This window comes from Paenibacillus sp. MAHUQ-45 (genome assembly GCF_058133325.1).
Map to the genome: position 1 here is coordinate 337820 of NZ_JBYUPV010000004.1, position 12635 is coordinate 350454.

Sequence of the window (12635 nt, forward strand, 5' to 3'; positions counted from 1 at the left end):
TTTGTATAAGGTTTACACGAAAAAAAAGGGGTGCAAAGGAGAGATCATGGCGCTGCGAGAAAAGAATGCCGCAAAGGTTGCAGTTGTTGGAGCGGGGCCGGGAGGTTTAGCAGCTGCTATGCTACTGGCTGCAGAAGGATATCGGGTAGAGGTTTATGAGAAGCGGGATACAGTCGGTGGCCGTTCGGGTCTGCTTCAGCTTGGCGCTTACCGATTTGACCGGGGGGCTACTTTTCTTATGATGCCCCATCTGCTGGAAGAGCTGTTCACCGCAGCTGGCCGCTCCTTGGAGAATTACGTCACATTACTGAGGCTAGATCCCCTTTATTCACTGCATTTTGGTGAGACAGTATTTAAACCTTCAACTGATGGACTTCAGACGGAGGAGGAAATTGAGAGACTGTTTCCGGGTAACGGGAACGGTTATCGTCAGTTTATGGCTGATGAAGAGGATAAATTTGAACGGGTCATGCCATTGCTGCAGCGGCCCTTTCAATCTCCCAGGGATTACGTCAAAAAAGATGTACTGCGTGCACTGCCAAAGCTGCATGCAACAGATACAGTATATAATCGTCTCTCTAAATATTTTGCAGATGAGCGCTTACGCTATGCGTTTACGTTCCAGGCTAAATACTTAGGGATGTCCCCTTGGGAATGTCCAGGGACGTTCACTATACTCTCTTATTTGGAGCACCGTTACGGGCTCTACCATCCTATAGGCGGGATCAACAAAGTTCTTCAGGCGATGTCGGAGGTTATTGCCGAACATGGGGGAAGCGTCCACACCTCGTGCGGGGTTAAACAAATCCTGGTGCAGAATGGTCGTGCAAACGGGCTCTTGCTGGAGAACGGGGAGAAGGTGGAGGCTGACTATATTGTTCTTGGTGCTGATTTCGGTACAGCCATGACCGAGCTGTTTGAGCCAGGCCTATTGAAGAGGTACACGCCGCAGAAAATTGACCGTAAACGCTATTCCTGCTCTACAGCAATGCTATATCTAGGGGTGAGCGGGGCGGTGGATCTTAGCCATCACTCTGTGCATTTTGCGGAGGATTACCGTCGCAATGTCGAGGACATTACCCGCCGCGGCGTATTATCCGCTGATGCTTCTATTTATGTGCACAATCCCTCCGTCCTCGACCCAACGCTGGCGCCTGCTGGAAAATCTTCTCTATATGTACTGATGCCGGTCCCCAATTTGACGGCCGATATCGACTGGGCGCAAGAAGGGGCCCGTATACAGGAAGAGATGATGAATCGCCTGCAGCGTCTGCCCGGGCTTGCAGATCTGCCACAGCGTGTCGAGGAGAGTCTATTCTTCTCTCCGCTGGATTGGCAGAATCAGCTGGATGTCTATAACGGGGCTACCTTTAACCTCGCTCATAACCTTGGGCAGATGATGTATCTGCGGCCCCACAATACCTTCCAGGAGGTTGAGGGGATTTGGCTGGTTGGGGGCGGAACACATCCCGGGAGTGGCTTGCCGACGATCTTCGAGTCGGCCAAGATCAGTGTACAGCTACTCAAGGCACACGATGAAACTGTTCGCAGTAGAGCCTTTCGGGCAGGCTTTACCGGAAAGGGGGTCTCGCTGTGAGCCGGATCGCAATCGTTGGCAGCGGAATCGGTGGGCTCACAGCAGCGCTGCTGCTCAGCCAGCGTGGTGAAGAAGTAACGTTATTCGAACGCGCGTCGCAGGTCGGCGGACGGGTGGTTTTTGAAGAGGAGGGTCCGTACCGAATCGACCGGGGGCCAACCATTGTTCTTCTTCCGGAGATGCTGCTGGGCATTCTGGAGGAGGGGGGCCTTCCGCAGGAGAGCATCGAGCTGTTGCGCTGTGATCCGTTATATCGCATTCATTTTAAGAACGGTCAAGTACTGACCAAGGTTAACGGATTAGAAGAACAGGCAGCAGAAATAGAGAGGACATTTCCTGGCCAAAGCAAGGGATTTATACGATTCATGCAGACGATGTCCAATTTGTATCCGCAGGGCAAGTCTTCTTTTCTGGAACGGAACTTCAAGTCTCACAGAGCCTTCTTCAGTCCCAGGAATCTGGCGCTGATGGCCCGGCTTCGAGCCTATAAGAATTTGAGGGAAACGGTAGGACAATATTTTTCCAGTGAGGAAATGAAGGATGCGTATTCTCTGCAAAGTTTGTATATAGGCGGTGCACCCTTCCAGACCCCTGGCATCTACACGATGCTTCCTTATGCTGAGCATGCCTTCGGTGTGTGGATGCTGAAGGGCGGCTATGGCGAACTGCCGAGAATAATGGCCCGCGAACTGGAACGCCGGGGCGTAAGTGTGCATCTGGATACCGAGGTAGAGTCCCTAACAGTTCAAGAGGGTCGCTGTGAGGGGGTAGTGGTGAAAGGGGAGTTACTGTCGTATGATGCCGTTTTGTATAACGGCGATTTTCCGTACCTGGATGAGCTCCTGCCACCAAAAGCCCGGCGGCGTAAACGGCCTCCAGCCACATATACCCCTTCTTCGGGCTGTCTGCTAATCTACGTGGGGGCCTCCAGGCGATGGGAGGAATCGCTGACGCATCAATTCTTTCTCCCAGATAGTCTGAATGCCAGTCTACAGGAGTTATTCCACGATGGGCGTATTCCCCGAGATCCTTCTTATTATGTTTTTAATCCGGTGGCGCTGGATGAAAGTGCCGCTCCGCCTGGAGAGAGTGTGCTGTATTTTCTGGTGCCTGTCCCGTCTGCCTCAGGAGTGGATTGGGAGACGGCCGCAGAACGTGTGGCCTCTCAAGTGCTTGCCGACGCAGAGAAGCGTGGTTTTCCCGGGCTTGCAGCCAGCATGGTATGGCGTAAGGTCCGCACACCAGCTGATGCACAGAAAGAGGGCATGTACGGAGGCGGGAGCTTCGGCATCGCGCCCTTACTATCACAGTCAGGTGTATTCCGTCCACAATCGCAGCCTTATCCCATTAAGGGTTTGTACGCTGCCGGAGCATCCGTTCACCCCGGTGGTGGCGTGCCAATAGTCATGCAAGGTGCAAAGCTGGCAGTTCATGAATTGCTAAAGGAGATGAACTCATGATTGAACGTGTATTGCAGCAATGTGAAGAGATGATTAAGCAAGGATCTTCCTCATTTTACAAGGCCTTTGCCGGACTTCCTAGCCCACGCCGGGAAGCGGTGCATGTCATATACGCCTTTTGCCGGCTCATAGACGACAGTGTCGATGAGCCGGACAAATCGCCTTATAGTATTCATGAGCTTCGTGAGCATTTTCTCCATCTGGAGCAGGCGGAAGGGCATTTCATTTGGCCGGCCATTCGCTGGTTGTTCCGGAGCTTTCCGCAATTGAAGAAAGAGCCGTTTCTGCTGCAAATGGAAGGTCAACTCAAGGATTTGGTGTTTACACACTATGACACGCTGGAGCAATTGGAGTCTTACTGCTATCTGGTTGCAGGGACTGTTGGAGAGATGCTTCTGCCCGTACTTCGGGATGACGGGGGCGATGGGGTTCGTGCTTCAGGCATCGCTTTGGGGATCGGGATGCAATTCGTAAATATTATCCGTGACGTAGGCGAAGATCTGGAGCGGAGACGGCGATATATTCCACTAGAGGTTATGGAACGACATAGATACAGCGAAAAAGAGCTGGCACAGGGTGTGGTGAACGACCGGTTTATAGCAGTTCTTCAAGAGCTGAGAGAGGTGGCGCTCGGCTGGTTTCAAAGAGGGTTGGAGAATATTGAAACCTACCCGCCTGCCAGCGGATTGGCTGTGGAATTGGCGGCGGCTTATTATGCCGGAATTTTGGATAGTGTAGCTGCTGGTGGATACGATGTTTTCCGCCGCCGGGCCTATGTCAGCGATGAATCCAAAATGCTTATTTTTCAGCGAACACTAGCCCGTTATGCATTAATACTGGGAGAACAGGAAACGGCGGCAGGATTCCGATGATTCACTATCTGTTCTGGGTGTGGTATTTCGTAGGTGCGCTGCTATTGCTTCTGTTTGAAGTCCCGCGGCAATTACAGTTTTCCAATGCTCTCTTCCTTATTTTTTATGCTCTTTATGCTATCCATGTTATGAAGCGGGGGAAGCCCAAAATGTTGTCGGACCAATCGGCGATCAAAGGACAGCTTGTAAAGGGGTGGCTTCCTTTCATTGTGATCTGGACTGGAGGAATGACTGTAGAATGGGTCGGTGTTCATTCCGGAAGGTTGTTCGGAAGCTATGTGTATTCCGATATTCTGGGTCCGCAACTGTATGGCGTACCTGTTACGTTGGGTTTTGCCTGGATTGCTGTTGTTATTAATGCGTTCTTGATCACCCGAGATTTAGGGTTGTCCGGCGTTCGGCTGATTGTTGTCCGGGCTTATCAGGTGGGCTTTTGGGCTGTGCTCATGGATCTCGTACTTGATCCTGTTGCCCATGCCAGAGGCTTCTGGCATTGGAATGCGGATGGTGGATTTTATGGTGTCCCGGGCAGCAATTTTGTAGGATGGTTTATGGTGGGCGCTATGTTATCCCTAATCCTTCCCCAGAAGTCTGTAACATTCCAGGCCACACGGCTGGGTACGAGGCTGTATCAGGCGATTCTTATAATGTTCGGACTGCTAGGGGCACGAGAAGGATTGCCACTTTGTACAGTGATAGCCGTCATTGGTATTCTACTGTCGGAAGGGAGTCTGCGTTATGCTGGAAGCCACAAAGCAGAAAAGATTTGATCAGCTGTTTTATCACTATAATGCCCTATATCTGATCCGCCGACACTTCCGCTTTTTTGGCTCTGCCGGTCAGTTGGAGCCTCCGGGCTATGCTGGCAAGCCACTTCTTTATATCATGAACCACAGCTCCTGGTGGGATGGGCTGCTGGCCTATCACGCCGCCCGAATGCTAACGGGCGGCGATCACTATTTTATGATGGAGGAGAAGCAGCTGCGTAAATATGCTTTTTTTCGCAAGCTCGGGGCGTATTCCATCGACGCTAGTCGACCGGGGGAAGTTAGCGCATCTATGCGTTACTCAGCGGGTCTGCTTCAAGCTGGCGGCAGGGTCTGGATCTATCCCGAAGGTGAGATTCGACCGTTGGAGCAGCGGCCCCTGATGCTGAAGTCCGGTGTGGGGCTACTTTTGCGGCTCTGCCCTGAAGCTGTTGTAGTTCCCGTCACACTGTACCATGGCCTGTTCCAGCATTCCAAGCCGGAAGCCACCCTGCTTGTAGGGAAGCCGATGCATCGAAGCTGGAAGGCGCTGCACCGGGACGATATCCGTGATCAACTTCAGGGGATGCTGGAGGGGCAGCTTGATGCTCATCGGAGGATGGTTCAGGAACAGGGCGGACATGTGCCAGAGCTGTTCGCTCCTCTGATGAAGAGTGGAAGGTCCACTAACGAATGGTTCGATGCTGTGTTGGGGAAGCGGGGCAAGCTATGATTCAGTTTCTGCAGCTCCTGATGGCCATCTTGGTATTTCAAGGTATCTTTGCGGTATGGAACATCTCTCGATTTCCGAAGCTCGGCGTTACGACACGTAATATTAGGTCACGGCAGCGTTCTAAGTACAAGGTTCAAGGTTTGGAGTTGTCTATCTTGATCCCGGCCCGTGATGAAGCCACCAACATCGGGCCTTGTCTGGAGTCTGTTCTCAATTGCGGACTCCCTCCCGATACAGAAATTCTAGTGCTGGATGACAGTTCTACTGATGGAACGGCCGATGTCGCGCGTGATGCCGGTCAGGGCAGGGTCAGGGTAATGGCCGGACAACCGCTCCCTTCAGGATGGCTGGGCAAATCCCATGCCTGTGCCCAGCTTGCAGAGGCGGCGCGAGGGGAGTGGCTGCTGTATCTCGATGCAGATATAAGACTCCGGCCCGGCGCGCTGATGGCGGCGCTAACGACAGCCAGGGGGCAGGGCTGCGGGCTTATCACTGGGTTTCCACGGCAGACTACCGTCAGCTGGCTTGAAAGACTGATAGTACCGTTGATGAACTTCACCATTCTCTGCCATTTACCGCTTCCACTTGTCAGGGGATCCGGCGATCCCCGATTTGTAGCTGCACACGGTGGATTCATGCTCATACACAGGGAGACCTATGCTGACGCCGGGGGCCACGCTGGAATTCGCACTGAACTGGTAGATGACATGGCGTTGGCGCGCGCTGTTAAGAGAAGTGGAAATCCAGTCGCGCTGACGGATATAACCGATTACACCGACATGCGAATGTATCATAATGCCCGGGAGGTCTGGAATGGCTATCGCAAAAATATTTATGATGGTCTGGGCCGTCGCCCATTGCTGCTTCTGGCAATCCTGGTATTTTACATCTTGTTATATGTAATGCCGCCCGTGATGCTTGTTTTCGCAATTGCTGAAGGATACGGAACGGCAATGTTATGGTCTGCGGGAGGTATGATGACAGGGATGGCGATCAAGGGAGTCAGTGATGGCTCCGGCAAGCAGCCGTCTTGGTTGTGTCTCCTGATGCCGGTGAGTATTCTCTGTCTGGTAGGCATCTCTATCGCCTCTTGGCGGGGAGGTTTGCCGGGCCGAGGATATGAATGGAAAGGGAGGCGTTATCCATGAAACGGAAAGCTGTCATTCTTGGCGCGGGCTTTGGCGGTTTATCATGTGCCATAACGTTAGCGTCCAAGGGTTGGGAAGTTAAGGTGCTTGAGCGGCAGGATCGGCCTGGTGGCAAGCTGCAACGTATTGAATCGGACGGGTACACGTTTGACCGGGGGCCAAGTACGATTACGATGCCAGGTGTATTCCGCTCCCTATATAAATTGGCAGGTGTGGACATGGAAAACTACGTCCAACTGTATGAATTAGAGCCACGCACACGAAATGTTTTTTATGACGGAACAGTTGTGGATTTCTCCAGGGATATCGAGTTTATGAAGGCGCAGATTGCTGCATACAGTCCTCGGGATGCCGCACGCTATAGCGATTTTCTGGAGGAAGCAGCCGTTATGTTCAGACTGAGCGAAAAGGAGTTTCTGAACCGTCTTCTCCTCTCCTGGCGGGATAAAATGTCCCCCTCCCTGATCAAGGGTCTGCTGCGTGTAAAGCCGTTCCTCACGCTGCAGAAGCTGCTGTTGCGTTATTTCAGCCATCCCCATACCCTTGCGATGTTGGGGCGTTATGCTACTTATGTAGGCTCTTCTCCCTACCGTTCTCCTGCAATTTTCGCAATGCTGGCTTATTTGGAGGGGCAGAAGGGCGTGTATGGCGTGCGAGGCGGCACCTATCAGCTGATAGAAGGACTTCTTGCTCTTTCCGAGCGGTTGGGAGTGGAGATCATTACAGGCACTGAAGCCACTGACTTATCAGTCTTGAACGGAGTCGTGAAGGGGATTGAGACTTCTTCCGGCTTTTATCCGGCATCGACAGTTATTGTCGGCGGCGATGTACTCAGCATGAACCGGCTGCTGCTGCCGGAAGTCAGTCGTCCGCACATGAACGATCGAAACATAGCCGGGTACGAGCCATCCCTATCGGGCTTTGTGACACTTGCCGGGGTATCCCGACAATACGATGTGCTGCGGCACCATACAGTATTTTTTCCCGAACAGTATGAATTGGAATTTCAGGCGATCTTTGATGAGAAGCGTCCACCGCAGAATCCTGCCGTTTACGTCTGCCATTCCGGTTATTCGGAGACGGGGATGGCGCCTGCAGGAGGGAGCAACCTGTTTATCTTGGCCAATGCGCCTTATATGAATGATGCCTGTGTCTGGGAAGAGGAATCGTTGTCATACCGGGAACGCATCTTCAATACACTTGCAGGACACGGCATTGCCGGTCTGAGTCAGTCGGAAGTATTGCTCCATTACACGCCACAGGATATCGAGAGAGATACACTTGCGCACAGGGGAGCGATTTATGGGATTTCTTCCAATTCCGCACGTCAGACCTTTCTAAGACCAGGTAACCGTTCCCCGGATGTGCAAGGGTTATGGTATGTGGGAGGCACGACGCATCCCGGAGGCGGGACGCCTGTAGTTTCACTGTCAGGGCGGCTGGTGGGCGAACACATTGCCAGCAGAACCTAAGCTTTCAGAGAGAGATGGATGGCATTGTAAGTTCCTTTGAGAAGTTGTGTTATAATGAAGCATATTGCCAAAATGAACCGACTAAGGAGAGGATGGCTACTCTTCTGCAGAGGTAGAATAGAGGGCCGGGAACGGAGGAAGACCGAATGAATCATACACCACAGAATATGCCGACCGGGAGGGATGACAGGTCAGGTAACAACCGATCAAGAGAGCCGCAGACATTAAATGCTCGGGCCTCTGAGTCTTTGCTGCCGTCATCCACAACAGGAGAACGTAAAATCGAACATGTACGCCTTTGCCTCAATGAAGAGGTCGGAGGGAATGGAATTACGACAGGTTTTGATGATTACCGCTTCCGGCATAATGCCCTTCCCGAGCTTAATTTTGAAGACATTTCTCTGGACACTGTATTTCTGGGCAAAAAGCTGCGCACCCCGCTGCTGATCAGCTCCATGACCGGGGGCAGCGCTGCTACCGGCGCCATCAATGACCGGCTGGCTGAAGCGGCCGAGCGGCGTGGCTGGTGCCTTGGCGTAGGATCGGTCCGGGCCGCTGTGGAACGTTCCGAGCTGGCGTCGACCTTCCGTGTACGGGACAAGGCACCTGGCATTCCGGTCATTGCTAATATTGGAGCTGTGCAGTTATCGTACGGGTTTGGTGTGGATGAATGCCGGCGGGCCGTGGAGATTGCCGGAGCCGATTGGCTGGTATTGCACTTGAACGGCCTTCAGGAGGTATTCCAGCCGGAAGGAAACACCGGGTTCGCTGGGCTGCTGCCGAAGATTGAGAGGCTCTGCCGGGACCTTGGGGTACCGCTTGGCATCAAAGAGGTGGGCTGGGGCATCGATGGCGAAACTGCAGTCCGGTTGTACAATGCCGGGGCGGCCTTCATCGATGTGGCGGGAGCTGGCGGAACCTCCTGGAGTCAGGTCGAGAAGTTCCGTAGCATCGATCCTGTGCGGCGGGCCGCGGCGGAAGCTTTTGCCGATTGGGGCATTCCTACGGCTGAAAGTATCGCCGATGTCCGGGCTGCCGCTCCCCAAGGCGCCTTGATTGGCAGCGGTGGACTAAGGCACGGTGTGGATGCAGCCAAGGCGCTGGCGCTGGGCGCTGATCTAGCAGGCTTTGGCCGCAACCTGCTTGGCCCTGCTGTAGAGTCGGAGACCGTGCTGGACAATGCACTGGCTCAGGTGGAGCTGGAGCTGCGCACTGCAATGTTCGGTATTGGCGCACCTGATCTACACAAGCTACGAAGTACGCCCCGCTTGCTGAGAAAATAGGCTGTGACCAAGAATACTGATTTTGGGAAGGAATAATGATATGATCAAACTTCTTCAAATGGACGAGTCGACCTTTCAATTCTTTTTAAGCCAATCTACCAGGGAATATGCTGCTGAGAAGGTGAAATCAGGAGCTTGGGACCCGGATAATGCCCTTAAGCTGTCACAGGAAGCGATCACCCGCTTTCTGCCAAGCGGACTACATACAGAAGGTGCATATCTTTATTCGGTAGTGCATGAGGACGTTGAGGAGTCAATCGGGTATATCTGGTTCAATGTGACCGAAGGTCGCGGCGGGCGGGAAGCCTTCATCTATGATATTTACATCTTTGAGCCCTATCAGGGCAAAGGCTACGGCAAACTGACTATGCAGGCACTGGATGAAGAAGCAAGCAAGATGGGAGTCACCAAGATCGGTCTGCATGTCTTCGGCCAGAATACTCGGGCGTTTGAACTGTACAAGAAAATGGGATACATCATTACGGATATCTCCATGTCCAAAGAACTGAAGTTAGAAGAGGACCGTTCATAATTACGCGGCCAATCCATAAATGAAGCATGATGTGTTATGCTGATCAGATAAGACCTCGGGAGAGGTCTTTTTTGCGTTGGAGAGAGAAGGAATGTAAGTGTGAGATATATCTTTGAATTAGCACTAAAAGGAAAATATGATATGAATAGCGAGTTCAAACGGCAGGTCCAGCAATTTATTGCAGAAAGGGGAGACCAATATTGAAATCATTTATCAAATGGGTGATCTTTATAGTTATGACAGCCCTGACTCTCGTTGGCTGCAGCAGAGGTGGCAATTTCACCTCCAACAGAGCTACAGTCCCTGCCACGACCAAGAATATGCAAACTCTAACTTCAGCTACGTCTCCCCATTCAGCAATCTCTTTGACTATGAAGGAAAAGCTGGAGGATTTTGAATACATGTGGACCATTATGGAGGAGAACTACCCTTTCTTTGAGGTGAACAAAAGGCTGCATGGTAAGGATTGGTTGGCTGATAAGGACAAATACCGGAGTCAGATCGAGGCAACCGCAACGGATGAGGAGTTCTATAAAGAAATGAATATCACCCTTATGCAGCTGAATAACGGACACACTGGGCTGCTGGATCGAGCATTTTACAATCAACTGTTTAGCATTTATACTTCTCCTCAAATTTACGGTAGCGGTCCTTGGGCCGAGGTGCTAAAGCAGCCGAAAGTTCTGTCCCGCTATGGGCAGTCTCCTGCAGCTGAGCAGCAACGCTCTAACGAACAAGGTGATAGTGTCAACAACGCTACTGATCAAAGCGGAGCAAACGGCTGTGGGACAGGCAATATAAAAAAACTAATGATCCAGGAGAATGAAGCTGCTTACTTGGGAATCCGCAGTTTTGACACCAAGTTCATGAAGTGTGATGCTACCGAGATCCGTAACTTTTTGACACAGGTAAAAGACTACGATAGCTTGATTATAGATATCAGAGGTAATGGGGGAGGCAACAGCAGTTACTGGAGCAATTACATAGTACCTTTGCTTATCCAAGAACCTATTACCTACAATACGTACTATTTGTATAGAGGCGGAACTTTTGCTGACGAATTTTTAAATGCTCGGGGAATATTGTCGTTGGAACCCATCGCTAATATTGAGAATGAACATCTGCCCGCTCTGCCGCCTGAAGCTACTACTCTGTTCAAATCCTATACGAAAGAAACAAATGTTTTTGAGCCAGTGAATCCTGTTGGTTTTAAAGGGGATATTTATTTGCTTGTGGACAACTTTGTATTTTCTGCTTCGGAAGGCTTTGCGGCATTCGCCAAAGGAACCGACTTTGCTACGATTATTGGCGGTAGAACGGGCGGAGACGGGCTCGGAATAGACCCTCTATTGGTAGCTCTGCCGAACAGCGGATTTGTGTTCAGATTCTCCTTTCAAATGGGTCTTAGTTCGGATGGCAGCTGCAACGAGGAAGTGAAGACTACACCGGATGTAGAGGTCGACCCGGATACGTCCAAACCGTTGCTGAAACAACCTGCGATTAAGAAGGCCTTGGAGCTTGCGGCCTCCAGTTGAATGATCAAACGCTCTTTCCCTTGAGATCCAGTGTTGCTGGACCATTTGTTCTAATATATAATGGTTTAGATCGTACGACTTATCGGAGATCTGTTCCAAAATCAACTGAAAATAGGAGTTGTCATATAAATGGCTTTGAAAGCAGGAATCGTCGGGCTTCCTAACGTAGGGAAATCCACATTGTTTAATGCGATCACACAAGCGGGTGCAGAATCCGCGAACTACCCATTCTGTACCATTGACCCGAACGTTGGCGTGGTGGAAGTCCCGGATGAGCGTCTGGACAAGCTGACTGAGCTGGTTCAGCCGAACAAAACGGTTCCGACCGCGTTTGAATTTGTCGATATTGCAGGTCTCGTGCGCGGTGCGAGTAAAGGCGAAGGGCTTGGTAACAAGTTCCTGGCTCACATCCGTGAAGTGGATGCGATTGTTCATGTCGTACGCTGCTTTGAAGATGAGAACGTTACGCATGTCGACGGCAAGGTGAATCCGATCAGCGATATTCAGACCATTAATCTGGAGCTGATTCTTGCCGATCTGGAGAGCGTGGATAAGCGTATCGAGCGTGCACGCAAGAACCTTAAGGGCGGAGACAAGAAAGTTGTGCAGGAAGTTGAACTGCTGGAGCGTATCAAGGAAGCCCTGTATGACGATAAGCCTGTCCGCAGCGTAGAATTGACTGAGGACGAGCGTCTGATTATCCGCGACCTTCACCTGTTGACACAGAAGCCGGTATTATATGCGGCCAATGTCAGTGAAGAAGAAGTAGCGAGTGCGGATAGCAATCCATACGTACAGCAGGTGCGTGATTTTGCTGCTTCCGAGAATGCGGAGGTTGTGCCGATCAGTGCTAAGGTGGAAGCGGAAATTGCCGAGCTCGAAGGCGAGGACAAGGCGATGTTCCTAGAGGAGCTAGGTCTGGAAGAATCCGGGCTGAACCGTCTGATCAAAGCCGCTTACCGTTTGCTGGGTCTGTACACGTACTTCACAGCGGGCGTTCAGGAGGTTCGTGCTTGGACTATCCGTAAGGGAACTAAAGCGCCTGGCGCAGCAGGAGTAATCCACACAGACTTCGAACGCGGCTTTATTCGTGCCGAGGTTGTAGCTTATGATGATCTCGTAGCTGCCGGATCGATGAACGGTGCTAAGGAACGCGGACAGCTTCGTCTAGAAGGTAAGGAATATCTGGTGCAGGATGGGGACGTTATGCACTTCCGCTTCAACGTATAAGGAAGCAAAGGCCTATTTATAATAAAG

The 12635-nt window shown here is 51.6% G+C and carries 11 protein-coding genes; all 11 read left to right on the forward strand.

Going from position 1 to position 12635, the window contains the following annotated elements; translation table 11 throughout:
• The first annotated feature begins 46 nt into the window (after positions 1 to 46).
• Positions 47 to 1597, forward strand: a complete 1551-nt coding sequence (locus tag AC3Y23_RS12260; RefSeq protein ID WP_379199153.1) for a phytoene desaturase family protein — start codon at positions 47 to 49, stop codon at positions 1595 to 1597.
• A complete protein-coding gene (locus AC3Y23_RS12265) occupies positions 1594 to 3057 on the forward strand; it encodes a phytoene desaturase family protein (protein WP_379199155.1) in 1464 nt (487 codons plus the stop codon). The genes AC3Y23_RS12260 and AC3Y23_RS12265 overlap by 4 nt, the downstream gene beginning before the upstream one ends.
• A complete protein-coding gene (locus AC3Y23_RS12270; protein ID WP_379199157.1) occupies positions 3054 to 3929 on the forward strand; it encodes a phytoene/squalene synthase family protein in 876 nt (291 codons plus the stop codon). Before AC3Y23_RS12265 ends, AC3Y23_RS12270 begins: the two co-directional genes overlap by 4 nt.
• Before the next feature lie 149 nt (positions 3930 to 4078).
• The gene (locus AC3Y23_RS12275; protein WP_379199159.1) at positions 4079 to 4699 is read left to right on the forward strand and encodes a carotenoid biosynthesis protein; all 621 of its coding nucleotides are present in this window, start codon (positions 4079 to 4081) and stop codon (positions 4697 to 4699) included.
• Positions 4668 to 5408 (forward strand): lysophospholipid acyltransferase family protein, encoded by a 741-nt coding sequence (locus AC3Y23_RS12280; RefSeq protein WP_379199163.1) that lies wholly within the window; start codon positions 4668 to 4670, stop codon positions 5406 to 5408. Before AC3Y23_RS12275 ends, AC3Y23_RS12280 begins: the two co-directional genes overlap by 32 nt.
• Positions 5405 to 6556, forward strand: a complete 1152-nt coding sequence (locus AC3Y23_RS12285; RefSeq protein ID WP_379199166.1) for a glycosyltransferase family 2 protein — start codon at positions 5405 to 5407, stop codon at positions 6554 to 6556. Before AC3Y23_RS12280 ends, AC3Y23_RS12285 begins: the two co-directional genes overlap by 4 nt.
• Positions 6553 to 8028 (forward strand): phytoene desaturase family protein, encoded by a 1476-nt coding sequence (locus AC3Y23_RS12290; protein WP_379199168.1) that lies wholly within the window; start codon positions 6553 to 6555, stop codon positions 8026 to 8028. Before AC3Y23_RS12285 ends, AC3Y23_RS12290 begins: the two co-directional genes overlap by 4 nt.
• Positions 8029 to 8174: 146 nt before the next feature.
• Positions 8175 to 9311, forward strand: a complete 1137-nt coding sequence (fni, locus tag AC3Y23_RS12295; RefSeq protein WP_379199169.1) for a type 2 isopentenyl-diphosphate Delta-isomerase — start codon at positions 8175 to 8177, stop codon at positions 9309 to 9311.
• 40 nt (positions 9312 to 9351) lie between these two features.
• Positions 9352 to 9843, forward strand: coding sequence for a GNAT family N-acetyltransferase (locus AC3Y23_RS12300; RefSeq protein WP_246316935.1), 492 nt, complete (start codon positions 9352 to 9354; stop codon positions 9841 to 9843).
• A gap of 200 nt (positions 9844 to 10043) precedes the next feature.
• Positions 10044 to 11378 (forward strand): S41 family peptidase, encoded by a 1335-nt coding sequence (locus tag AC3Y23_RS12305; protein WP_379199172.1) that lies wholly within the window; start codon positions 10044 to 10046, stop codon positions 11376 to 11378.
• A 129-nt stretch (positions 11379 to 11507) separates the two neighbouring features.
• Entirely contained in the window at positions 11508 to 12608 is a 1101-nt protein-coding gene (ychF, locus tag AC3Y23_RS12310) for a redox-regulated ATPase YchF (RefSeq protein ID WP_379199174.1), read from the forward strand.
• The last annotated feature ends 27 nt before the right edge of the window (positions 12609 to 12635 follow it).

Bases quoted from the DNA above. Each gene is read 5' to 3' on its own strand.
- AC3Y23_RS12260 (WP_379199153.1), top strand. From the start codon at position 47: ATGGCGCTGCGAGAAAAGAATGCCGCAAAGGTTGCAGTTGTTGGAGCG.
- AC3Y23_RS12270 (WP_379199157.1), top strand. From the start codon at position 3,054: ATGATTGAACGTGTATTGCAGCAATGTGAAGAGATGATTAAGCAAGGA.
- AC3Y23_RS12275 (WP_379199159.1), top strand. From the start codon at position 4,079: ATGTTGTCGGACCAATCGGCGATCAAAGGACAGCTTGTAAAGGGGTGG.
- AC3Y23_RS12280 (WP_379199163.1), top strand. From the start codon at position 4,668: ATGCTGGAAGCCACAAAGCAGAAAAGATTTGATCAGCTGTTTTATCAC.
- AC3Y23_RS12285 (WP_379199166.1), top strand. From the start codon at position 5,405: ATGATTCAGTTTCTGCAGCTCCTGATGGCCATCTTGGTATTTCAAGGT.
- AC3Y23_RS12290 (WP_379199168.1), top strand. From the start codon at position 6,553: ATGAAACGGAAAGCTGTCATTCTTGGCGCGGGCTTTGGCGGTTTATCA.
- fni (WP_379199169.1), top strand. From the start codon at position 8,175: ATGAATCATACACCACAGAATATGCCGACCGGGAGGGATGACAGGTCA.
- AC3Y23_RS12300 (WP_246316935.1), top strand. From the start codon at position 9,352: ATGATCAAACTTCTTCAAATGGACGAGTCGACCTTTCAATTCTTTTTA.
- ychF (WP_379199174.1), top strand. From the start codon at position 11,508: ATGGCTTTGAAAGCAGGAATCGTCGGGCTTCCTAACGTAGGGAAATCC.